This is a genomic window from Alteromonas sp. ABD4_190, from assembly GCF_056160105.1.
On the sequence record NZ_JBSWWN010000002.1, the window covers coordinates 389,702 to 411,551 of the forward strand.

Genomic DNA, 21,850 nt, shown 5'->3' on the forward strand with positions numbered 1-21,850 from the left:
TGCATAAAACTTGAAAAAATGTGTGGAGTTTTTAGTTTACAAAAAGCCGGCTTTGGAAGCCGGCTCTAACTTTCTGCAATCTTCAGCAATAACCTTAAAACTCTATTGCTAGCCTCGCGTAAATTTGTCGACCACGAGGATCATGTACTTTCGAGTCGAAACCGCTGTTTGTGAATACCTGTGGTGGTTCTTCGTCAAATAGATTGACTCCACCTAAGGTTAATACATAACTTTGATCAGTGTCGAAAACGCTACCTAAGTCAATGTTGTACTGAGCGTCAACCGTTAACATGCTGTCGATTTCATAAAAACCATTTGCACATCCAGCGGTATTACTTGTTCCATCTGCACAGTTTTGATCATCGTCATATGATGATATGTATCTTAGGAACAGGTTTGCTGCGTGTACATCATGTTGCCAATTAAGGCCAATATTCATACGTAACTCTGGCGATGACACACCTATGTTATTGAAGTTACGTCGACCAGCACCATCTATATTCCCTGCTTGCGGGTCGCTCAAGTCATACTTAGTAATATAAGTTGCTTGTATTGTAGGTGTAAAGTTGCCAAGCTCAGTCTCTATTTTATAGCTGGAAACAAAGTCTATCCCCGATGTTTCCAGTGAACTTGCATTAACATAAGTATTGTTAATCTGTAAGACTGGCCCCGTTAAAGGGTCACCTGCTCGTACGATCCGCGATGTGTCAGTAGGGTCTGCGTTCAAAAGCGCCTGCGCATTCTCTTGAATGATCAAATCTTCAAATTCAAAGTTCCAATAATCTACCTCAATTGATAGGTCTCTGAACGGCTCGTAAGAAAAGCCTATGTTGTACGCTGTAGATTCCTCAGGTTTTAAGTCCTCATTACCCGATGTACGCACAGCGACAAAAGCTTGCGCACCCTGCACAGGGTCGACAACTTGTTGTAGTGAAGTAGCTCCCCCCTGAGCAAGGAAAACGGTTGGCGCCCTAAATGACGTCGAGATCGAGCCTCGTAACGAAAACTCGTCTGTCGCGCGCCATGATATAGCCAGCTTAGGATCAACGGTACTACCAATGCTACCGCCGTAATCTTCATAACGAAGAGCTAACTGCACGTCAAGTTCGTCACTAACAGGTAATGCTAATTCCCCAAAAGCCGCCCAAACATCTTGGCTTCCATCTAAATCAGGATTACCGATAACAAAAGTGAAGCTGTCTTGATTAGATAATTCATCGTAGTCCTGTCTCAGGCTGTTTTCACGATACTGAACCCCGAGTGCAAGCGCCGCGTAACCGCCACCCATTTCGAAGGTATCAAAAGAGGTAAACGCTTCGAACACTTCTAAATCAGCTTTCGAGTCGATGACCTGCTTACCTGTAAATGAACTAAGTACATAGTCTGAGTTAGGCGCACTTGTATATGACGTTGCGAATGGATTGAAAAATTCGCAGCTACCTTCTCCTGGCGTTCCCAAAACTGGATTACAATTTGAACCGCCGAAACCCAACAGTGCGAGTTGAAATTCAGTATTCAGTACATCAGGTACTGAAAATACAAAGTCATTTACTGCCCTTGTATAACTTATTTCCCAAAAACCACTATCAGTAACACCTTGTAAATTTGTGCTAAAGCGGAAAGTATCTGACTCTGTATTTGCAGCATCACCGGGCTGCCCATTGCCTTCAGCACGACCAAAAAACGAAACCGCACGCCCAAATGGATTTTGTGGGTGATAGTCTGGAACCACTGGTGCAGTCAGGATAGGAAAGCTTGGTGCACCACCACGTTCGGCTCGGTTCCGTGCCATGCCAATTTCAGTTGTCCAAGTGATGTCGTCTGTAAATTCGTACTCGGCACGTGTATATGCATTAATGCGGCTTTCATCCGGTACATAAGAATAGTAGGGCCCGAAATCGAAACCGCAAAGGCCAACATCTAGCCCAGGCACTGTGCCCTCCGGCGCTAATATCTGTGGAAAACCGCCGAATTCTTCACACCCAAACGGGTCGATAACTGGAACACCTGGCGCAATGAAAAAACTCGCTGGATTCCCCAAGGCACTAGTATCGTCTTGTGGGCGACTCAATCGTCTGTCGTTGATAAAAAGCGGAGAGCGATTTGTATAACTAATAGCGGCAATAACATTACCTTTATCGCCCGTCGCTCCCCAAAGGCCCTGAAGGACATATTCTTTGTTATCGCCATGTGCACCGTCTTGATAATCGACGCTCACCATCGCACCATCGTAATTACGCTTTGTAATAAAGTTAACTACACCCGCCACGGCGTCTGAACCGTATAAGGCAGAAGCACCGTCTTTTACCACTTCCATTCTATCGATGGCTATCATGGGTACAAGTGAGCTAGTGTCGACGAAATTCAAGCCCTCGTTGGTAGGCTGCGCAGTAACAACTTGACGTTTGTTATTAAGAAGAACCAAGGTTGATGCCACGCCTAAACCACGTAGGTTGATATTAGAGGTTCCCGCGGTTGCATTTTGCGTGAAGGCATCGGGGTTGTTTTCTGCACCTGTATTAATTGTTAACGTTTGTGTGATGTCCGCGATATTTTTAGCGCCGATCGAATCAATTGCAACGCTGTCTACTACCGCTAGCGGCGACGGAGATTCAAAGTTTTCGCTTCTGCGAACAAAACTTCCGGTAACGAGAATAAGTTCAACGTCTTTCTTGGCATCTTGCTCAGATTCAACGTCAGACTCTTGGGCTGATGCGATGTAAGAAGAGCAAAATAACGCAGTACCGACCATAGCGGCAACTGCTGTCTTACGCGTTTTTAATTTCATAGTGTGATTCCAAATCTGGGCTTATCACTACCGGCACTACTACCCACACTTTCCGCTAGCAACAGGCTATTCGATTTTGTTTTGTTATTGTTTGAGATCAACAGAATATTGACCTACACCACTGATACTATGCCTGAATTTTATTTTTGTAAATTTATTGTGAATAATATGTTTACATTAATTTTACACATGGTCTAACCACTTAATCTAAAGGCTAGTTGCCAGGAATCATTTGATAGCGAAAGTGAAAGATTAATGAGAAGAACTTGCGCTAAGTGCGTAATTTATTCACTAATTTATTTTTGTTAGAAAGACAGAAAACTCATTTTTGAATAAATTTCATAGAGTTACAAAAAATTAGTAACAGGAACAGTTCTTGAATCACTGTAGAGCATGATTCGAAAACGGTAACGGGATTTATGGAGTTTCCTGAGATAGATGAAATATATAAGCTTCTAACTGAAAAGCTTGAAAGCTGGGTAGAAGGTGCAATTACTTTATTGCCTAACATTGTCGTTGCATTTGTCATCGCGATTGTTTTTGGTCTTATCGCTAAAATGGTAGGAAACGTTGCAGGCAAACTGATGCGACGTACCTTCGAGTCTCGTCAGATCGCCGGTCTTCTCACATCTATAATTAAGGCTCTAGTTCTTGTCGCTGGTATATTTATCGCGCTAGATTTTGTTGGCCTGAAAGGTACAGTCACATCCCTTCTTGCTGGTGCAGGTATTGTTGGCCTTGCTATCGGTTTTGCTTTCCAAGATATGACTGAAAATTTCATCGCTGGCATAGCAATGGGTATTAGAAAACCCTTTGAAATAGGCGATGTTATAGAAGCAGAAGGGGTTTTTGGAAATGTTAAAGAAATAAATCTTCGAAATACTCTTGTTGAGACCTTCTATGGCCAACTTGAAGTCATCCCTAACAAGATTTTATTCCGCAATATACTGACAAATTACTCTAGCTTAGGATATCGAAGAATAGAAATCCCTGTTGGAATTTCTTATGCCGACGATATCGAAACAGCCGCCAACCTTATAACTGATGCAATGAACGATAAAGACTACGTAATCAAAAAAGATGAAACGGCTGTTTACGCGGAATCATTTGGCGACTCGAGTATAAATTTATTGCTGTGGTTTTGGATCCGTTATCCCGGAGAGCCAGGGTTCATGGTAGTGCGTCATGACGCCATTAATACAGTCAAAACCGTGCTTGAAGACAATGATATTCTCATCCCATTCCCAATCAGAACATTAGATTTTAATGCAAAAGGTGGTGATAAGCTTAACGCCATGCTTAAGCAGCTCGATGAGCGAAGTCCATCGAATGATGATTCATCGTCACAAACAAACGGTGACGAAAACGCGGCTGATAATTCAAATCATGCCGATGATGAGTAAAACCTAAGGAGAAACAAAATGGAAATGTTAAATTCAACAACACGTAAACATACGTTTCTAGCACTGATTTTTGCAGCGAGTATTGGAAGCTTGGGCGGTTGCGCGACTATAGAGGGCGCTGGTGAAGATATTCAAAGTGCAGGCGAAGCTGTTGAAGAAGGTGCACAAGAAGCGTCAAATTAAGCCGGTTATCGTGCTACCTGATAAGGTCAGACAAGGCCGTTCCTTATCTGACCTTTTTTGATCACTAACTGTTAATTAGCTGAGCGTAAGATATGTAACACCCTTTTCCTTCGATTTTAAGCGCTAGAATCTCGCGGCTCATCACCATGGCTCGGTTACTATTGTGGTTTCATGACCGCTAACATTAAAAAGCTTCCTACGAGTGCAGGGTTACCGCTCGACTTCAATACACAGCTAGCCTCTACCTTATAGAGCTTACCCTGGGGCTTATCGCTTACATCAACAAGTTTAAATTGGTATTTTAACCCGTCATTGCATTTGACTGGTTCAAGGAATCGAAGTTTATCTATGCCATAATTTATCATTGAGGCAATTTTGTCGCATGGAGCGAGTACCTCACCAAAAGCTTTGGGCATAAGACTGGCACTTAAAAAACCGTGCGCAATGGTTGTTTTAAATGGGCTCTCTTTTTCGCAGCGATCTGTGTCTAGATGAATCCATTGATGATCACCTGTGGCATCAGCAAATTGATTAATCATGTCTTGAGTTACAGTTAAAAAATCAGCTTGTTCAAGCACATCCCCAACCGATAAATCTAAAAGTGTCTTCATAACTAAGTCCAATCTCCATTTATTAACGATGAAACTACTATTATTCAGTTGAATGTTTCAATTAACTTTTAATAATAGGTATTTATAAATATTCTTGTTACACTAACGTAAATTATTCGTAGACGCTATGTAGCAACAGTCTCTATAGTTGCTCGTTTTTCGCTGTGAAAACAACAGCGGTTCTTCATTTGTTGGCTTTTTTTATTAGGGTAGTCGCCCGTAAAGGACTAGTTATGAATCTCAATAGAATTGATTTAAACCTGTTTGCCGTATTCGACGCTATTTATACGGCTGGTAGTTTAACCAAGGCTGCTGATGTCTTGTGTATCACCCAACCAGCGGTTAGTAACTCGTTAGCCAGATTAAGAGAAATGTTGAACGATCCACTTTTCGTGCGCACAGGTCACAGTATGACGCCGACACCCGTAGCACAGAACATTATTGTGCCAGCCCGGCAGGCGCTTGCATTGTTACGCAAGAGCGTCCAAGAAAGCCACACGTTTGACCCACTCACTGCCGAGAAGTCATTTAACTTTGCCAGCCGAGATTTGTTAGAGGCCAGTATCATGCCTCGCCTAGTGTCTCGTTTACAGAATTTAGCGCCTAATATCGCCTTAACGAATTATGAGATCCCTCGAAGCCAAGTAGTATCAGCAATGGCTGCAGGTACGCTAGATTTCTTCGCCGATGCGTCTACGTTTACTGACCCACACCTATGTAAAGAGAAAATAGCGCAAGACCGATTTGTGGTACTCGCTCGCAAAAACCACCCTGCTCTTAAAAACGGTTTGGATTTAGATACATTCTTGCGTTTGGGGCATATCAACGTATCTCAGCGTAAATCTGGTGCGGGTCCTATTGATATTGCACTCGACAAAATGGGCAAACGAAGAAAAGAAGTTATGCGTGGGCAGCACTTCTTAACCGTGCCTAGTACTATCGTAAAAACGGACTTAATAGCCTGTTTACCGTTTCATTTAGCCAAACACTACGACCTTGCCATCTATGAAATGCCGTTCGATCTTCCAGCAGTAGAATATTATTTATATTGGCACGTCAGTGCAGACCACGACTATGCGCATATGTGGATGCGTGAGCAAATTATGGAAGTTGCAAGCAACTTTAAGCCTCACTAATTTTAAACGCTTTTGACACGCATTGAAAAACGCCCTGCTCCCGCGGGGCGTTTTATTATTCGACTCAAGCGCGCAGAACGAGTTTGCATTACAGATAAAACTTTCCCCCCATTTGATATAAAGATATATACCCAAGTATTGGCTAGGGTATTTTTATTCATTCAGCTTTGTCGTTTAATTCTCTCAACAAGACAACGACTAAGATTTACTTGAGGAATTAGCCATGTTGAAAATAGTTAAAGCTTCTCTAGTTATTGCTGGAACTTTCGGTGTGTCATCTATAGCACACGCAGACGTAAGCGAAGCGTTAGCAAACATATGCACCATCGTTCAGGCGGACGACAAAGGCGAACTAAGAAAGAAGATGCGCGCCGTTCAGTCTGACTATCGAATGAAACTAAAAGATTACTATTCGGGTGTTAGCTGCAGTGGTAATAGCCTAATTCGTACTGCGATGCTTAATAATGCTGTGGAAGCCGGGGAGTTGTTGGTTAAAAAGATGCCAAAAAGCGACTTGCAAGCCCCCGAAGCAGACGGCAAAACCTTACAAGCTTGGGTTGCGGAAAACGGCTTACAAGATAGCCCTATCGCTGCGGTGCTCAACGAGCGACTGTAGAACAATTTCACGCCATGTGAACCAGTTCAACATGGTTGCAGAGAAATCTGCACTTTAAGAAGCGACCTCCGGGTCGCTTTTTTCTTTTCAACATAAAAAAGGAGAGTTAATGTTTACTCTCCTTTTGTTTATTTACGAGTAACTAATACCTAACTGGCTTTAGCCACCGCTAGCTTTTCTTCAGAAATTGCTTCGCTTATCGAAAGTACAGGCTCATTTTGATAGACACGCTCAAGGAATACCTTGTAGACATCAGCAAATTTTTCTTGCTGAGCAAGCTCACCAAACACTTCTTCTACCTTCAAGAAACTTAAGCTGTCCGTTTCGTTTTGTTGAGCAGCTTGATGAAGTGTATCAGACAATACATCGTTAATTTCTAGCGGCTTTCCATCTTGAGACGCGTGTTTATCTGAATAATACGACCAACACGCAACGACGAAGGCACTAATACTTATATCGCGACCTGCTACTAAATTGTCGCGTACCGTAGGCAGCAAGAATACTGGCAGTTTGGCTGAACTTTCTAAGCAAATACGCGCCAGGGTATCCTTAATAAACGGATTTGAAAAACGAGAGATTAACGTGTCGCGATAATCAAATACATCAATGCCTTCAACTTGGTCTAAAGTTGGCACCACCTCTTTTTCCATAAAGATAGACAATAGCTGCTTTAACTGCTCAGCTTCTACACTCTCATGGATAGTATCAAGACCGGCAACTGAACCCACTAGCCCTAGTACTGAATGCCCGGCGTTTAGCATGCGTAGCTTCAACTTTTCATAAGGGGCTACATCGCTAACAAACTGTGCGCCCACTTCGTCAAACTGTGGCTTAGTGTTGCAAAAATCATCTTCAATAACCCACTGATCGAAAGGCTCACATACTACCGGCCAGCTATCTTCAATACCCTGCGCTTTTAACGAAACAATATCTTCGTTTGTCGTAGCAGGGGTAATTCTGTCTACCATAGAGTTAGGGAAGCTAACATTTTCGTTAACCCATTGGGCTAACGCTTGGTCAAATAACTCGATGTAAGCGAGCAACATTTTTTTCAGCACATGACCATTGTGCTGAATGTTGTCGCACGACATAACAGTAAATGGCTTAACATTGTTTTCTTTACGCTTTTTAATAGCAGCAACCAAATAACCAAACACTAGTTTTGGATTTTTGGGGTTTTCAATGTCATGAATAACGTCTGGGTTAGTGGTAATAAACTCCCCTGTAGACGCATCAAAGTTATAACCACCTTCTGTGATAGTTAAAGAAACAATGCGCACTTCAGGCTCAGACATTTTATCAATGACAGCTTGCGGGTTATCCGTTGCCATCATAAATCCTGTCATTGCACCTATAACAGACGCAACCCGTGAGCCGTCATTGTGTTTTTCAACTAAGGTGTACAGGTTATCTTGCTCATCGAACACTTTTTTCATTGCACGATCGTTCTCGCGAAGACCCACGCCACAAATGCCCCAAGACAAATCGCCGGTTTTTGCCATCAGCCTGTCTACGTACATAGCTTCATGTGCACGATGAAAGCCGCCTACCCCAATGTGAACGATACCTGTTTGAACATTCTCCACATCGTAGGCTGGGCGCTGAATACCTGCCGGCAACGACGGTAAATTAGCTTTGTTTAATAAAATAGACGTTTGAGATTGCATAAAAACCTTATTAGCTTTGAAGCGCTTTTTGGCGACGCATCGCCCAATACGCAGTAACGAAATAGATAACGGTGCACGCGAACCCAATATTGAAAAATAGATCTCGGTTCGATTCGTACACGGCAAGCGTGTCACTAAGAGAAAAAGTTTTAATTGCTAGCGCGATGGACACAAGTAGGCTAGCTACAGAAGTAAAGCGCAATAGCTTGGTTACAGCGCTAATATCTTCAACGTGGTCGTTTTCTAACGCAGCTTCTTGTTGTTGATGCGCTTCAACGCGTGCATCGAAAGCCTCTACCTGCGCTTCCTGCTCTGGGTATGACTGTTTTGCGCCGTACTTGGCTGCAAGCGCAGTATATACTGCAATAGTAAAGAACCAGGTTGGTATAAACAGGTAATAGAATGAAATTACATCTAAAGCATTTAAACCGAAGCCGAAAACAAGTCCTAAGCCCCAGCTTGCAACCGCTGGCGTGCTATGAGTAAGACTTTGATAATGTGCCCAGTAGCGTGTATACCCAATTCGAGGGAAAATCATGTGCTCAGCGAATACTATTGCACCCACTGGAACAACAAGTAGCCCAGCATAAGTTAGCAGCGGAAGTAACTTGGTAAATACAAATGGGAAGCAAGCAATGGCCACCGTAACCATACCAACAACGGCAGTGGTTTTGGTACGTGACTTATCTTTGAAAATGGCTTGTGCAGCAAGCCCGGCACGATAAAGGTTAGCATTTGCGGTAGTCCAACCTGCAACGATAACAATAACAAGACCTGATAGACCTAGCGCGTGGAAAGCAACATCGCCTGGATCGAGTTCAACAATAGATTTTTGAACGATAACCGCGGTTCCAGCGCCCATAATACCCGCTGAAATCCATGCGATATAATGACCGAACAACATACCTGCTGATGTGCAAAGGCCGTAGCGCTTACGCTTTGCAAATCGAAGTAGCGCCATATCAATAAGACCAAAATGCGTAATGGTATTCGCTGCCCAAGAGAAGCCAATAACTTCTAATAAACCAATCCCTGGCTCACCGCTTTGTGTTAATCCCGTCCACACCGACGTACTGCCAATGTGCATAAAGTCGTTCCACGATGTTAAAAACGTTTGCCCTATTACAGATTCTGCCAGTGCAGGCATAAGAATAAGTGGACCACAGATGAACATAGTGAACAGCCAAGGTGCACAAATGCGGGAGAAGTCAGATACGGCGTTAAACCCGTACATGGCGACAAACACAACGATAACCCCTACTGCTAGAACTACAGCAACAAAGGCTAAGTTAGTCGGGTACCAGTTCAACTGTGCAGGAATATTTAATGCAAAGCGCACGGCCGTTGCCGATACTGTGATCATCGCAGCAGATATTACAGTGAATATGATCACATTCGCCCAGTTATAGAGCTTTGTCATCGAATCGCCCGCTATCTTCTGAAGATAGGAGTACAAGCTTAGACGGGTTTCAACAGCGATAGGTGTAGTGATTAGTGTCCAGCTTAAAACCGCCAGTAGGTTACCAATAAGTAAGCCTAACAAGATGTCGGTCATGGTGGCGCCTAGGGCGACAAACGTTGCACCGAAAACAAATTCTGTTGCGGCAACATGTTCACCGGCATACAAGCCCATGAAATGCTTCCATCCCTTTAATCTATGTTTAGCGACAGGGAGTTGCTCATCGCTTACCTGTGAAATATCAATATCGCTCGACGTTGACTTCATCTTCAAATCTCTTGTTGTAGGTGGCCGTCCCTTATTAAAAATCATTTTTGAGCATTCGCTCACCATGTGGGACATATCTCATTTCGGTAGATATTTGCACATGGAAATGGAATTGTAAATACCTATTAACAAAACAAAGTGCGATGTAAGTACAAATTTAACACAATATTATTTGCTATTTTTTCGCCAATAAAGCGCTATTAAAACGCTAATCCTTTGAACTTAAGGGATATTGGCGAAGCAACAATTGTTAATGAATTGAATATTAAAGATGCGCTTGCGACATGCTTATTACTAAAGTGTTTTAAATGGTAGAAAGCAAAGCACCAATTACTTTACACTTAGGCAAATGTACACGCTGTTTTATTATGTCATTACCAAGTTGATGGTATGTTCTTTTCCTTTTGGTAGTGAAATCTTCGTATAACTGGTGTTTTTGATATGAGGAAAGGTAACCTTTGCAAACAACTACCGTAAAGTTAGTGATCTTTGATTGTGACGGTGTACTCATTGATAGCGAAGTGCTGTCTATGGAAGCTTGGCAGGAAATTCTAGCGGACTATAACATTTCTTTATCGAAGCAGTTCTTTATCGCTCACTTTCTTGGTAAAAGCGTAGAACACGTAGAAAAGATACTAAAAACCGACTTCAGCTTTGAGTTGACTGAGGTGGTTAAAGAGGACTTTCACGCTTTGCTCTATGAAAAGTTTGAGCACTCGTTGCGAAGGACACCAGGCATCAATAACGTATTAACAAACCTTGATGCCCGCCACATTCCCTATTGTGTTGCCACAAGCAGTTCTCCCGAAAGAACGACTAAAGCGTTAAAAAGCACCGGCCTTTTCGCTTATTTTGAGGGACGTATTTTCACGCGCTCTATGGTAAAGAATGGTAAACCAGCACCCGACCTGTTTTTACATGCTGCGGCAACCATGGGTATAAAACCTGAAAACTGCTTAGTTATTGAAGACTCTCAGCCCGGTTTAGCCGCAGCAGTAGCCGCCAATATGCCCTGCCTTCATTTTACCGGTGGTGCACATTTACATAACGATATAAAAGCTGATATTCCAAATAACAGTAAATCACTCAATTCATGGGACGAATTTCATTCTCTTCTCCCTGACATTTTCGACGCGAGAAAAATAAATGAGTAAGAAAGCACAAAACGAACTCAACAAACTAGACGAAGCCGCAAGAGCAGGATGGATGTATTACGTTGGGGGCAAAACACAAGACGAAATTGCAAAGACCCTCAATACATCACGTCAGAGCGCTCAGCGTCTTGTGGCATTATCTATGTCAGAAGGCTTGGTTAAGGTGCGTTTGGAGCATCCCATAGCCAGATGCATGGAGTTGGCGCAAGGGATTAAAGAAAAATTCGGGCTTACATTTTGCGAAGTGGTACCCAACGTTGACGACGATCCTAACTCCACACAGGGACTCGGCCAAGCAGGCGCTGCCGCCATAGAGCGTGCCCTCAAGTTTGATACGCCACAAACCATTGCTTTTGGCACAGGGCGCGTTCTTCGAGCGTGTGCAGATGAACTATCTATTCTTCATTGTCCCCAGCATAAAATAGTGTCGCTAGTAGGCAATATTGCAGATAACGGCGAAGCTACACGATATGATGTTGCCGTTCACGTTGCTGATAGGGTAAAAGCGCAGCATTACCCCATGCCGACACCAGTTATAGCCTCAAGTAAGTCAGAACGCGAAGTGTGGCAGCAACAACAGCATATTTCACGCATTCACGCGCTTGCTGAGCAGGCGGATATTAGTTTTGTCGGTATCGGCAATTTAGGTAGCGTGTCACCGCTTTACAAAGACGGCTTTATCGGCGATGACGAATTAGGCGTATTGTCTGACTCTGGCGCATGTGGCGAAATCATAAGTTGGATCTTTAATGAAGAAGGTGCACTCATAAAATGCGATATAAATGAAAGAGTAACGAGCTTTAAATTGAAAGCTACGCCAGAAAAGCCTGTTATTGGCGTGGCGGCGGGCGATAGTAAATTTAAAGCGATAAGGGGCGCACTTCGCTCTAAGTTTTTAAATGGCCTTATCACAACGGAGCGAACAGCATCAGCATTACTCGAAATTTAACACAATCTTTCACCGAGTAAACAAAGGACTTTGATGTGCTTTTAGTGGCAACCCACTAAGACTGACTGGGCGCTAATTCGCTTTTCGACATAGTTAAAATGCAAAAAAACGGCATCAAACGCTGTTTTTTTGCACTTTATTTGGTGCTTTAACAATAAATTCTAAACCGCCGTCTATCTCACCAATGCCTTATATACTAAAGGCTATAGCGCTCCCTCAACCACTTACACCTTTAGTATAAGGTATTAGTCGACATACTCTGTTATTCGAGTGAGTATTTTTTAATCGCCTTGTTTGTTTTTTAATTAATCCCGAACAGACAAACCGATTAATAATACAAACTAAGGAAATTTAACCATGTTGAAAATCGTTAAAACTTCACTAGTAATTGCAGCATCATCTTTGGCTTTCTCTAACACAGCACAAGCTGATGATATAAACCAAGCGCTAGCTAACATCTGCACTATCGTTCAAGCAGATGATAAGGGTGAATTGCGCAAAAAAATGCGTAGTGTGCAATCAGACTATAAACTTAAACTTCGCGATTACTACTCAGGCATATCTTGTGGCGGTCAAAGCTTAATCAGAACTGCACTTTCAAACAATGCGGTTGAAGTTGGTACGCTGCTAGTCAAGAAAATGCCAAGTAAAGATCTACAAGCACCAGAAGCTGACGGTAAAACACTGCAAGCGTGGATTGCTGAGCAAGGTCTGCAAAGCTCACCGATTTCAGCTGAGCTAAACGACAGAATTTAGTACATCTTTCACATTGCCATGTGAATCGATTCAACATGGTAGCAGCTAATGCTGCACTGAGAGGCCCCACTGCTACGGGGCCTTTTTTTATTGTCTGTGACCCATGCTACTACCAAACCACATAGATAGCTGCCAGCCCTCCCCCCACGTTTGATTTATCGGCAGTGAACCAAGTAGAAAAAGTAATTTGATTTACCTTCTAGAATCGGAATTCACGGCAATAAGTATACTTTGGTATACCTTGTTATTTTACGATATGTTTTTCAGCCACTTAGATTAAGGTCTAATACATCTCAACGAACAAACACAATCTTAATAACAACAATCGAAGGAATTTAACCATGTTGAAAATCGTTAAAACTTCTCTAGTAATTGCAGCATCTACTTTAGCTTTCTCTAACGCAGCTCAGGCTAATGACATTAACGAAGCACTAGCAAATATTTGCACTATTGTTCAAGCAGATGACAAAGGCGAACTTCGCAAGAAAATGCGTAGCGTTCAGTCAGACTACAAACTAAAGCTTCGCGATTACTACTCTGGCATTTCTTGTAACGGCCAAAGCCTTATTCGCACGGCGATTACAAACAATGCCGTTGAAGTGGGTACTCTGCTAGTTAAGAAAATGCCAAGTAAAGATTTGGCTCAGCCAGAGTCAGACGGCAAAACTTTACAAGCTTGGATTGCTGAGCAAGGTCTTCAAAGTTCACCTATTTCAGCTGAGCTTGACGGCAGAATTTAATACAAAAAATTAGTCACACCATGTGATACATCGGTTCAACATGGTAGCGGCAGGACGCCGCACTGGAGGCCCCTTTTTAGGGGCCTCACCCTTTTTTAGGCCCCAATAAAATAATTCACTTCTTTTTACACCCACTCTGGCATTTCTCTGTGTAACCAATGTGGCGCCCCTCGGATTGAAAAGCTTTGTTATTAAGGGAACCTTGTGTTCAATTTTATCTTGTGCTCTTAATTCAACCGCATCATCCTAGTCTCTCCACAATAATAGCGTTGGTCAGCGAATAAATAATCTATAGAGCCTCCCAAACCTTTGCGTATTTAGAATTTGAGAGAGTAAAGCCATTACTGCATTCCCACGCTTTACTAGGAAGCATACCAGCGCCTTCTGAGTGGGCAATAACCTATGCGGATTGGTATTATTCCTTCTATTCAGTATTACAAAAACAAAAAGGCCGAGTAAAATAATGCCACCATATTTGTTCGGCTACATTATTTGCTCGGCCTTTAGTGCGCCTTTTCTCAACGCACCTGTTTAGCTGTTATGTCACTATTCGATAGCAAACATACTCTCTGGCATAGACATTAAGTTGTCAGCACCTGACTGCATTGCAGAAACCAGTGAGCGAGTACGTGTCAACAATCGGTCAAAGTAGAAGCCCGTTGTTAGTATTTTGCTCTTATAGAACTCGACTTCTGTGCTTCCTGCGTCAAGTTGTTCTTGCGCTTTCACCGCCATTTTAAGCCAGAAGTAAGCCACGGTTACATAGCCCGAGTACATTAGGTAGTCAACAGACGCCGCACCAATCTCATCTGGGTTAGACGCCGCAGCTTTACCAATATCCATGGTGATTTGCTGCCACTCATCAAGGTGAGAGTTCAGAGCATTCGTCCAAGCGCTAAACTGCGCGTTGTCGCGAAGTGAATTACAGTAGTCACGAACTTCTTGTACGAATACGTTCAAAAGCTCGCCGTTAGAACCCATTACTTTGCGGCCTAGTAAGTCAACAGCTTGAATACCCGTTGTACCCTCATACATGGTGCAGATACGTGTATCGCGAGCTAGCTGCTCCATGCCCCACTCTTTAATAAAGCCATGGCCGCCGTAAACCTGCATGCCATAGCTAGTTGCTTCTTGAGCCGTTTCGGTCAAAAACGCTTTAACAATAGGCGTTAAGAAAGCAAGTTTAGCTTCTGCGACCTGCTTTTCTGCTGCATCATCGCCGTAGAGCGTGACGTCAACCATTTGCATGCAATAAGCCGCTAGCGCACGATTGCCTTCAGCAAACGCTTTTTGTGTTAGTAGCATACGGCGCACATCAGGATGCACAATTATTGGGTCAGCAGGGCCATCAGGGTTTTTACGCCCAGTTAGTGAGCGAAACTGAATACGATCTTTCGCGTAGCGCAGAGCGCCCTGGAAAGCGGCTTCAGATGCAGCTAAGCCCTCAAGGCCAGTGCCTATACGCGCAGTGTTCATAAAGGTGAACATGCAGTTCAGACCACGGTTAGGTGGGCCAATCAAAAAGCCTTTAGCACCGTCAAAGTTGATAACACAAGTTGCGCTGGCTTTAATACCCATTTTATGTTCAATACTGCCGCAACTTACTGCATTTCTATCCTGTTTTTCACCGTCTTCAGATACGTTGAATTTAGGCACAACGAACAAAGAGATCCCCTTAGTCCCCTCAGGCGCATCAGGCAGGCGAGCCAACACGATGTGTACAATATTCTCAGACATATCGTGCTCACCAGCAGAGATAAAAATCTTGGTGCCCGTTAAGCTGTAGCTTCCGTCTTCCTGAGGTTCAGCACGGCATTTAAGCATACCTAAGTCAGAGCCACAGTGCGCTTCAGTTAAGCACATTGTGCCTGTCCACTCACCGCTAACCAGTTTCTCTAGAAACATTTTTTGCTGAAGTTCAGTACCGTGAGCCTTAAGGGTTTCCATACATCCCTGGCTCAGGCCCGGATACATCGCCCAGGAATGGTTAGCACCAGAGAACCACTCTGCAATAATAGAAGACAGTGAATAAGGTAGCGCTTGACCACCAAACTCTTCTGGGTGGGACATACTGGGCCAACCGCCCTCTACGTATGTTTGGTAAGCTTCTTTAAACCCTTTTGGCGTAGTAACTTCACCGTCTACCCATTTACACCCTTCTTCATCGCCCGACGCGTTGATAGGCGCAAGCGTGTTTTCAGAGAATTTGGCCGCTTCAGCAAAAATCGCCGACACTAGGTCTTCAGATACTTCTTCGAAGCCCAGTTTCTGATAGTGATTTTGATAATCTAATAGCTCATGTGTTACAAACATGGCGTCACGTTGTGGAGCTTTATAACCTTCCATACCCAATACCTATATTACTTCAAATAGACCAGCAGCGCCCATGCCGCCACCGATACACATGGTGCAAACAACATATTTCGCACCGCGTCGTTTACCTTCGATGAGTGCATGACCCACCATGCGAGCACCGCTCATGCCGTATGGGTGACCAATAGAAATGGCACCGCCGTTTACGTTTAATAATTCGTCTGGAATGCCTAATTTATCGCGGCAATACAGTACCTGTACTGCAAACGCTTCGTTAAGCTCCCATAGACCGATATCGTCCATGGTTAATCCATGCTGCTTTAATAGCTTAGGGATGGCGAACACTGGGCCAATCCCCATTTCATCCGGCTCACAGCCTGCCACTGCAATCCCGCGATAAATGCCAAGAGGTTGAGCATTGCCCTTCGCCGCTGATTGCTCATCCATAATAACTGTCGCGCTTGCGCCATCAGAAAGCTGGCTTGCATTACCCGCCGTGATACATCCGCCCTCGATGACAGGGTTGAGTGCTTTAAGACCCTCTAGCGTTGTTTCAGGGCGATTACCCTCGTCTTTCGACAAAGTTACTTCGCGTTCAGAAGTTTCCCCTGTTTCTTTGTTGAATACAGCTTGTGTTGCTGTGATAGGGACAATCTCATCGTCAAACTTGCCCGCTTCTTGCGCCGCGGCTGTGCGCATCTGGCTTTGGTAACCGTATTCATCTTGTACGTCACGGCTGATGTTGTAGCGCTTACCTACTACTTCCGCAGTTTGAAGCATTGGCATATAAATATCTTTGTGCTTAGCAACCAGTGCAGGGTCTACTGCACGAAACATATTCATATTTTTGTTTTGCACTAAAGAGATAGAATCTAAGCCACCCGCAACCATTATGTTGGTATCGCCTGTACGAATTGAATTCGCTGCGGTAGCAATGGCATACATGCCAGAACTACATTGGCGGTCGAGTGTCATACCCGCTACGGTGACCGGTAAACCACCAGCCAACCCAGCCAAGCGGCCAATATTCATGCCGCCACTGCCTTGGGTTAGCGCTGCGCCCATTACCACGTCGTCGACACTGGTAGGGTCGATCCCTGCGCGTGCTACTGCGTTTTGAATGGCATGGCCACCTAATGAAGGGGCTGGTAAATTGTTCAGTGCACCTTTATAAGCGCGCCCGATTGGCGTACGTGCTGTACTTACGATAACTGCATCGCGCATTTTCATGTTCCTTTCAGTTGGGCTGAAAGTTCAGCCAAAGTTTATCTAGGCCTATGTGCTTCTTCTCGAAGTTACCTAGCTTTACCAAATTCGGATGTCGGGTAACGAAAGCTATCGCTAGCTCTCACCGTCGATTAATTCTCGCTAACAAGAGCTATGTCTACTTCGCTTTATAGCTTTTAAACGTGCCGCCGCTATGGGCCAATTTCACCAACAAATCACTTGGTTCAAGCCACATTTTTCCGTAATCACCCAATTGATCACGATAGGTAGTCAGCTTATCTAAGATAGTGCCTAGCCCTACTTCGTCGGCATATTGCATAGGGCCGCCGCGATACACAGGGAAGCCGTAGCCGTAAACATAAATTACATCGATATCGCTAGATTTAGCTGCAATGCCTTCTTCTAAGATGGCAGCACCTTCGTTAATCAATGAGTACATGACGCGAACCAGAATTTCCTCATCGCTAATGTCTGAACGCTGAACCACGCCTAGGCGTTCTGCTTCTTGCTTGGCAATTTCTAGTACTTCTGGATCTGGGACAGGAACTCGACTGCCAGGTTCATAGTTGTAAGCTCCGCGTCCGCTTTTAAGTCCGTTACGCCCCTTTTCTACCAAGCGATCTGCCACTGCACCGTAAGCGGGGTCGTGTGCAATGTGCTCTTGTCGGGACTGTCGTACATAGTAGCCAATATCTAATCCAGCCATATCACCCATAGTGAACGGCCCCATTGGCATGCCAAACTCGGTTAAAACCCGATCAACTTGCTCAGGTGTTGCTCCTTCTAGCAATAATCGATTCGCTTCACGGCCGTAAGGCTCAATCATACGATTGCCCACAAACCCGAAACACACGCCAACCAAAACAGCGACTTTTCTGATTTTCTTGGCCATCTTCATACAAGTTTTAATAACTTCAGCAGATGTCTTTTCAGCTTTAACCACTTCAAGTAGCTTCATTACATTCGCTGGCGAGAAGAAGTGAAGACCAATCACGTCTTCAGGACGTGATGTGGCAGTAGCAATTTCATCAATATCCAACGTCGATGTGTTCGAAGCCAAAATAGCGCCCGGCTTACACACTTTATCTAGCGTCGAGAATACGGTTTTCTTTACTTCCATCTTTTCGAAAACCGCTTCTATGACAAGATCAACATCAGCTAAATCGTCATACGACGTAGTACCTGAAAGCAGTGCCATGCGGCTCTCTACCTGATCTTGAGTTAACTTGCCTTTTTTCGCTGAATTTTCGTAATTCTTTCTAATAAGCGCCAATCCCTTCTCTAGCGCTTCTTCTTTGAGCTCGAGCATGGTAACTGGAATGCCAGCATTGGCGAAGTTCATAGCGATACCACCGCCCATTGTTCCCGCGCCGATAATGGCAACTTTCTCAATGCTGCGCTCAGGGGTATTTTTGTCGAAATCACTCACATGGCCTGCTGCACGTTCAGCAAAAAAGAAATGCTGCTGAGCACGAGCCTGTGGCGTATTCATACACTCCATGAAAAGCTTGCCTTCATTTTTAAGGCCATCTTCAAAAGCGAGTGTGTAAGCACCGCGTACCGCTTCAATACATTTTAATGGAGCAAAGAAACCACGGGTCGCTTTTTTAGTTTGTGCAGCTACTGCGTCAAACACCGCCTGCGTTTCGTCAGACATGGATAGCGTGATGTCACTGGTGCGTTTAATCGCTTTATCTGGCGTTAATGCTTGTAAATACGCTTTTGTATCTTCAAGTAAATGCTCAGGCTTATCAGAAATTTTGTCGAAGACACCTGGAAGTTTGACCACCGACGTTGGTTTGCCGGTTACTATCATTTCTAGCGCCGTTTGCGCGTCGGCTAAGCGAGGAAGTCGTTGGGTGCCACCTGCTCCAGGCAGAATACCTAAGTTAACTTCAGGTAGGCCTACTTTGTTCTCAGCAAAGGTGATGCGATGGTGGCAAGCTAACGCCACTTCTAGGCCACCGCCGAATGCGGGTCCAGGGAGGACGGCAACAACTGGCTTAGACGCATTTTCAATCTTGTCTAGTACCTCAGGCAGCATGGGAGACAAATCGCCACCAGAGAATTCGCTGATGTCAGCTCCACCCGAAAAAATAGGTAGTGAAGAAGTAATAACAATGGCACTTACGCTGTCGTCATTTAGTGCATTGTTTATGCCTTCTATCAACCCTACTCTGATAGCGCGTGACAGCGCGTTAACGGGTGCACTTTGCATTGTCAGCGTGGCAACACCCTGTTGTACTGCATATTCTACGGCTTTATTTTCCATCTCAGTCATAACCATGTCCTGTTTATCACGTTAACTGGATGTTATTGCAGTGTTGTCAATCATCCAAGTTTATTGGTGTTATAGACATTTATCATAATATTTAATATTGACCGCCAGCCCCTTTGTGAATTCATTTCTCTGCGCAGAGCCTGTCCCACCTTGCCTAAGGTTTATTTGACATAAAATAAAACCGGTGTTTTTGTTAATCGGGCAACACTTGTAATTACATTTTATTTACAAAAGGATGATTGGCTATGCAAGTGCTTAAAACACCGGAAAGCGCCTTTAATAAAATCACTGACTTTCCTTACCCACCCCGTTTCACTGAAATAACTGACACAGTAAGCGGTGAAATAAGAATGGCCCATTATCAATGTGGACCTAAAGACGGACCTACCGTGCTATTAATGCACGGCGAACCGACGTGGGCGTATTTGTACCGTAAGATGATGCCCATATTGGCTGATGCGGGATTCAATGTCATTGCGCCGGATCTCATTGGTTTTGGACGCTCAGATAAACCAGTAAGAAAGGAGGACTACTCCTACGCTCGTCATGTGATATGGCTAAAAGACTGGTTTTCACAGGCTACTAAGGGCCCTGTTACACTCTTTTGTCAAGACTGGGGAGGTTTACTAGGCCTGCGACTTGTCGCCGATATGCCTGAGCGTTTTTCAGGTGTCATGGTATCTAATACTGGACTGCCCACCGGCGACCATGCGCCTAGTGATGCTTTCATCAAGTGGCGTCGTTTCTCTCAGGACGTGCCCGAATTCCCCACTTCAACCATTATTCAAAATGCAACAACCACCGAATTAGACGAAGCAACGCTGGCTGCCTACGACGCCCCCTTCCCTGACGAAAGCTACAAAGCGGGAGCCCGCATGTTTCCTCTTTTAGTTCCTACAATCCCCGATAATGCTGAGGCGCAGGCAAATAGAAAAGCATGGGAAAAACTGAAGCAATACAATAAACCTTTTATTACGGCATTTGGTGATAGTGATCCTGTTACCAAAGGTGGAGAAAAAGTATTTCAAAAGCTCGTTCCCGGCTGTAATGGCATGGCCCATACACAGATAGAAAACGGTGGTCACTTTATTCAGGAAGACCAAGGAGAACTGCTGGCCAACCTGCTTGTTCAGTTTATCCATAATACACAGCTTTAGTAACGAGACTTTCAACCGACATGACACTATTAACTATTAGGAGATAACCATGGACGCTTTACTCGACTTTTCAGGACAAGTTGTATTAATTACCGGCGCAGGCAGTGGTTTTGGCCGCCTGTTATCGCTAGGTCTTGCCAACCGAGGGGCGAAACTCGTTCTTTCAGACATCAATGAAACCGCACTTGAGGAAACGAAAAAAGATGTAAAAGCACTCACTGACGTCGTGGTACTAGCCGGCAATATAGCAAGCGAGTCACTAAATAAGGCGCTGGTTGAAAAAGCCATGGAAACCTTTGGCAAACTAGACATTGCCGTAAATAATGCAGGTATAGCGCATAACCCAGCGCCAATTCATCAAATGACAGAGGAAATCATGGATTCGCAGTTTGCGGTGAATGTGAAAGGCGTTATGTTTGGAATGAAGTACCAAATACCCGTTATGCTTGCACAAAAGCAAGGGCATGTTTTAAATGTAAGCTCACTAGCGGGACTAGGTGGAGCCCCTAAAGGCGGTGCTTATGCTGCAGCAAAGCATGCGGTGTCAGGAATAACCCGTACAGCAGCTGTGGAGTATGGCCGTAAAAATGTTCGCGTTAATGCCATATGCCCCTTTTACAGCCCAACTAATATTTTAAACGTAGATGGTTACAACACCCCTGAGGCTCGAGAACAGCTTGGCATGGGCAGCCCAATGAAACGTTTGGGCGAGCCTCAAGAAATCGTAAACACAATGATGCTGATGCTTTCCCCTGGCAACTCTTACATGAACGGACAAACCATAGCAGTAGACGGAGGCGTTACCGCATGGTGATGTATTGCTTGAGTATTAGGCACAAAGGTATATAAAAAAATACCCTTGTATAACACCTAATGTTTCGATTCCATTCCACATTCGGTGTAATGAAAGTGAACAAACAAAGCCGATGAATGAGGTGGGTGCAACCACCTCAGCCATCAATATCGAATTAAGTAGTATTTAATCAGTTTGTCTAGCGTTTACGTTGAACAAAAAAGAGAAAAAATGTGATGATAAGGCCAAATATAAACAGTTTTTTAGCTATCGCACTTTTTCTAGCACATTCGTTGATGAATTGCAGTTTCGCGCAAGAAGCCCAACCTGCGCTTGTAAATATGAAGGAA

17 protein-coding genes are annotated in these 21,850 nt (G+C 44.1%); 10 read left to right on the forward strand and 7 right to left on the reverse strand.

Annotation, left to right across the window (positions count from 1 at the left end):
• Positions 1-94: 94 nt before the first annotated feature.
• Positions 95-2,788, reverse strand: a complete 2,694-nt coding sequence (locus tag ACXAFM_RS19285; protein WP_474832063.1) for a TonB-dependent receptor plug domain-containing protein — start codon at positions 2,786-2,788, stop codon at positions 95-97.
• Between the two features lie 419 nt (positions 2,789-3,207).
• Between ACXAFM_RS19285 and ACXAFM_RS19290 the strand changes: the two genes are divergently transcribed.
• Together ACXAFM_RS19290 and ACXAFM_RS19295 are read left to right on the forward strand one after the other, a co-directional pair.
• Positions 3,208-4,191 carry a mechanosensitive ion channel family protein gene (locus tag ACXAFM_RS19290; protein WP_474835832.1) on the forward strand — a complete coding sequence of 328 codons (984 nt, stop codon included), beginning with the start codon at positions 3,208-3,210 and terminating at the stop codon, positions 4,189-4,191.
• An 18-nt stretch (positions 4,192-4,209) separates the two neighbouring features.
• Positions 4,210-4,374: an entericidin A/B family lipoprotein gene (locus ACXAFM_RS19295; RefSeq protein WP_081765829.1), complete on the forward strand. Its 165-nt coding sequence runs from the start codon at positions 4,210-4,212 to the stop codon at positions 4,372-4,374.
• A gap of 158 nt (positions 4,375-4,532) precedes the next feature.
• On the opposite strand, the gene ACXAFM_RS19300 is transcribed toward ACXAFM_RS19295, so the two are convergent.
• Positions 4,533-4,985: a MaoC/PaaZ C-terminal domain-containing protein gene (locus ACXAFM_RS19300; protein WP_474835833.1), complete on the reverse strand. Its 453-nt coding sequence runs from the start codon at positions 4,983-4,985 to the stop codon at positions 4,533-4,535.
• A gap of 233 nt (positions 4,986-5,218) precedes the next feature.
• On the opposite strand from ACXAFM_RS19300, the gene ACXAFM_RS19305 reads away from it, so the two are divergent.
• The gene (locus ACXAFM_RS19305; protein ID WP_474832071.1) at positions 5,219-6,121 is read left to right on the forward strand and encodes a LysR family transcriptional regulator; all 903 of its coding nucleotides are present in this window, start codon (positions 5,219-5,221) and stop codon (positions 6,119-6,121) included.
• Between the two features lie 223 nt (positions 6,122-6,344).
• Positions 6,345-6,737, forward strand: a complete 393-nt coding sequence (locus ACXAFM_RS19310) for a DUF3718 domain-containing protein (RefSeq protein ID WP_474832073.1) — start codon at positions 6,345-6,347, stop codon at positions 6,735-6,737.
• 149 nt (positions 6,738-6,886) lie between these two features.
• On the opposite strand, the gene ACXAFM_RS19315 is transcribed toward ACXAFM_RS19310, so the two are convergent.
• A complete protein-coding gene (locus ACXAFM_RS19315) occupies positions 6,887-8,404 on the reverse strand; it encodes a mannitol dehydrogenase family protein (RefSeq protein ID WP_474835834.1) in 1,518 nt (505 codons plus the stop codon).
• A gap of 10 nt (positions 8,405-8,414) precedes the next feature.
• Positions 8,415-10,130, reverse strand: coding sequence for a purine-cytosine permease family protein (locus ACXAFM_RS19320; protein ID WP_474835835.1), 1,716 nt, complete (start codon positions 10,128-10,130; stop codon positions 8,415-8,417).
• Between the two features lie 458 nt (positions 10,131-10,588).
• Between ACXAFM_RS19320 and ACXAFM_RS19325 the strand changes: the two genes are divergently transcribed.
• The 4 genes from ACXAFM_RS19325 (at position 10,589) to ACXAFM_RS19340 (ending at position 13,729) form a co-directional block, all read left to right on the forward strand.
• The gene (locus ACXAFM_RS19325; protein ID WP_474835837.1) at positions 10,589-11,284 is read left to right on the forward strand and encodes an HAD family hydrolase; all 696 of its coding nucleotides are present in this window, start codon (positions 10,589-10,591) and stop codon (positions 11,282-11,284) included.
• Complete coding sequence (locus tag ACXAFM_RS19330) at positions 11,277-12,233, forward strand: sugar-binding transcriptional regulator (protein ID WP_474835839.1); 957 nt, start codon at positions 11,277-11,279, stop codon at positions 12,231-12,233. Before ACXAFM_RS19325 ends, ACXAFM_RS19330 begins: the two co-directional genes overlap by 8 nt.
• A 357-nt stretch (positions 12,234-12,590) precedes the next feature.
• Positions 12,591-12,989 (forward strand): DUF3718 domain-containing protein, encoded by a 399-nt coding sequence (locus tag ACXAFM_RS19335; RefSeq protein ID WP_039224045.1) that lies wholly within the window; start codon positions 12,591-12,593, stop codon positions 12,987-12,989.
• Between the two features lie 341 nt (positions 12,990-13,330).
• On the forward strand, positions 13,331-13,729 hold the full coding sequence (locus ACXAFM_RS19340; RefSeq protein WP_118495189.1) for a DUF3718 domain-containing protein: 399 nt from the start codon (positions 13,331-13,333) through the stop codon (positions 13,727-13,729).
• A 546-nt stretch (positions 13,730-14,275) separates the two neighbouring features.
• Here ACXAFM_RS19340 and ACXAFM_RS19345 read toward each other — a convergent pair.
• The 3 genes from ACXAFM_RS19345 to ACXAFM_RS19355 all read right to left on the reverse strand — a co-directional run bounded on the left by ACXAFM_RS19345 (position 14,276) and on the right by ACXAFM_RS19355 (position 19,550).
• Complete coding sequence (locus tag ACXAFM_RS19345; protein WP_474835841.1) at positions 14,276-16,075, reverse strand: acyl-CoA dehydrogenase C-terminal domain-containing protein; 1,800 nt, start codon at positions 16,073-16,075, stop codon at positions 14,276-14,278.
• A 9-nt stretch (positions 16,076-16,084) separates the two neighbouring features.
• Entirely contained in the window at positions 16,085-17,266 is a 1,182-nt protein-coding gene (locus ACXAFM_RS19350) for an acetyl-CoA C-acyltransferase (protein ID WP_474835843.1), read from the reverse strand.
• 160 nt (positions 17,267-17,426) lie between these two features.
• Positions 17,427-19,550 carry a 3-hydroxyacyl-CoA dehydrogenase NAD-binding domain-containing protein gene (locus ACXAFM_RS19355; protein WP_474835845.1) on the reverse strand — a complete coding sequence of 708 codons (2,124 nt, stop codon included), beginning with the start codon at positions 19,548-19,550 and terminating at the stop codon, positions 17,427-17,429.
• A 245-nt stretch (positions 19,551-19,795) separates the two neighbouring features.
• On the opposite strand from ACXAFM_RS19355, the gene ACXAFM_RS19360 reads away from it, so the two are divergent.
• Positions 19,796-20,707, forward strand: a complete 912-nt coding sequence (locus tag ACXAFM_RS19360) for a haloalkane dehalogenase (protein WP_474835847.1) — start codon at positions 19,796-19,798, stop codon at positions 20,705-20,707.
• A 49-nt stretch (positions 20,708-20,756) separates the two neighbouring features.
• Positions 20,757-21,521: an SDR family NAD(P)-dependent oxidoreductase gene (locus ACXAFM_RS19365; RefSeq protein ID WP_474832100.1), complete on the forward strand. Its 765-nt coding sequence runs from the start codon at positions 20,757-20,759 to the stop codon at positions 21,519-21,521.
• Positions 21,522-21,850 lie beyond the last annotated feature (329 nt).

Excerpts from the sequence above, each read along its gene's own strand:
- ACXAFM_RS19285 (WP_474832063.1), bottom strand. The coding sequence starts at position 2,788 with ATGAAATTAAAAACGCGTAAGACAGCAGTTGCCGCTATGGTCGGTACT.
- ACXAFM_RS19290 (WP_474835832.1), top strand. The coding sequence starts at position 3,208 with ATGGAGTTTCCTGAGATAGATGAAATATATAAGCTTCTAACTGAAAAG.
- ACXAFM_RS19295 (WP_081765829.1), top strand. The coding sequence starts at position 4,210 with ATGGAAATGTTAAATTCAACAACACGTAAACATACGTTTCTAGCACTG.
- ACXAFM_RS19300 (WP_474835833.1), bottom strand. The coding sequence starts at position 4,985 with ATGAAGACACTTTTAGATTTATCGGTTGGGGATGTGCTTGAACAAGCT.
- ACXAFM_RS19305 (WP_474832071.1), top strand. The coding sequence starts at position 5,219 with ATGAATCTCAATAGAATTGATTTAAACCTGTTTGCCGTATTCGACGCT.
- ACXAFM_RS19310 (WP_474832073.1), top strand. The coding sequence starts at position 6,345 with ATGTTGAAAATAGTTAAAGCTTCTCTAGTTATTGCTGGAACTTTCGGT.
- ACXAFM_RS19315 (WP_474835834.1), bottom strand. The coding sequence starts at position 8,404 with ATGCAATCTCAAACGTCTATTTTATTAAACAAAGCTAATTTACCGTCG.
- ACXAFM_RS19320 (WP_474835835.1), bottom strand. The coding sequence starts at position 10,130 with ATGAAGTCAACGTCGAGCGATATTGATATTTCACAGGTAAGCGATGAG.
- ACXAFM_RS19330 (WP_474835839.1), top strand. The coding sequence starts at position 11,277 with ATGAGTAAGAAAGCACAAAACGAACTCAACAAACTAGACGAAGCCGCA.
- ACXAFM_RS19335 (WP_039224045.1), top strand. The coding sequence starts at position 12,591 with ATGTTGAAAATCGTTAAAACTTCACTAGTAATTGCAGCATCATCTTTG.
- ACXAFM_RS19340 (WP_118495189.1), top strand. The coding sequence starts at position 13,331 with ATGTTGAAAATCGTTAAAACTTCTCTAGTAATTGCAGCATCTACTTTA.
- ACXAFM_RS19345 (WP_474835841.1), bottom strand. The coding sequence starts at position 16,075 with ATGGAAGGTTATAAAGCTCCACAACGTGACGCCATGTTTGTAACACAT.
- ACXAFM_RS19350 (WP_474835843.1), bottom strand. The coding sequence starts at position 17,266 with ATGCGCGATGCAGTTATCGTAAGTACAGCACGTACGCCAATCGGGCGC.
- ACXAFM_RS19355 (WP_474835845.1), bottom strand. The coding sequence starts at position 19,550 with ATGACTGAGATGGAAAATAAAGCCGTAGAATATGCAGTACAACAGGGT.
- ACXAFM_RS19360 (WP_474835847.1), top strand. The coding sequence starts at position 19,796 with ATGCAAGTGCTTAAAACACCGGAAAGCGCCTTTAATAAAATCACTGAC.
- ACXAFM_RS19365 (WP_474832100.1), top strand. The coding sequence starts at position 20,757 with ATGGACGCTTTACTCGACTTTTCAGGACAAGTTGTATTAATTACCGGC.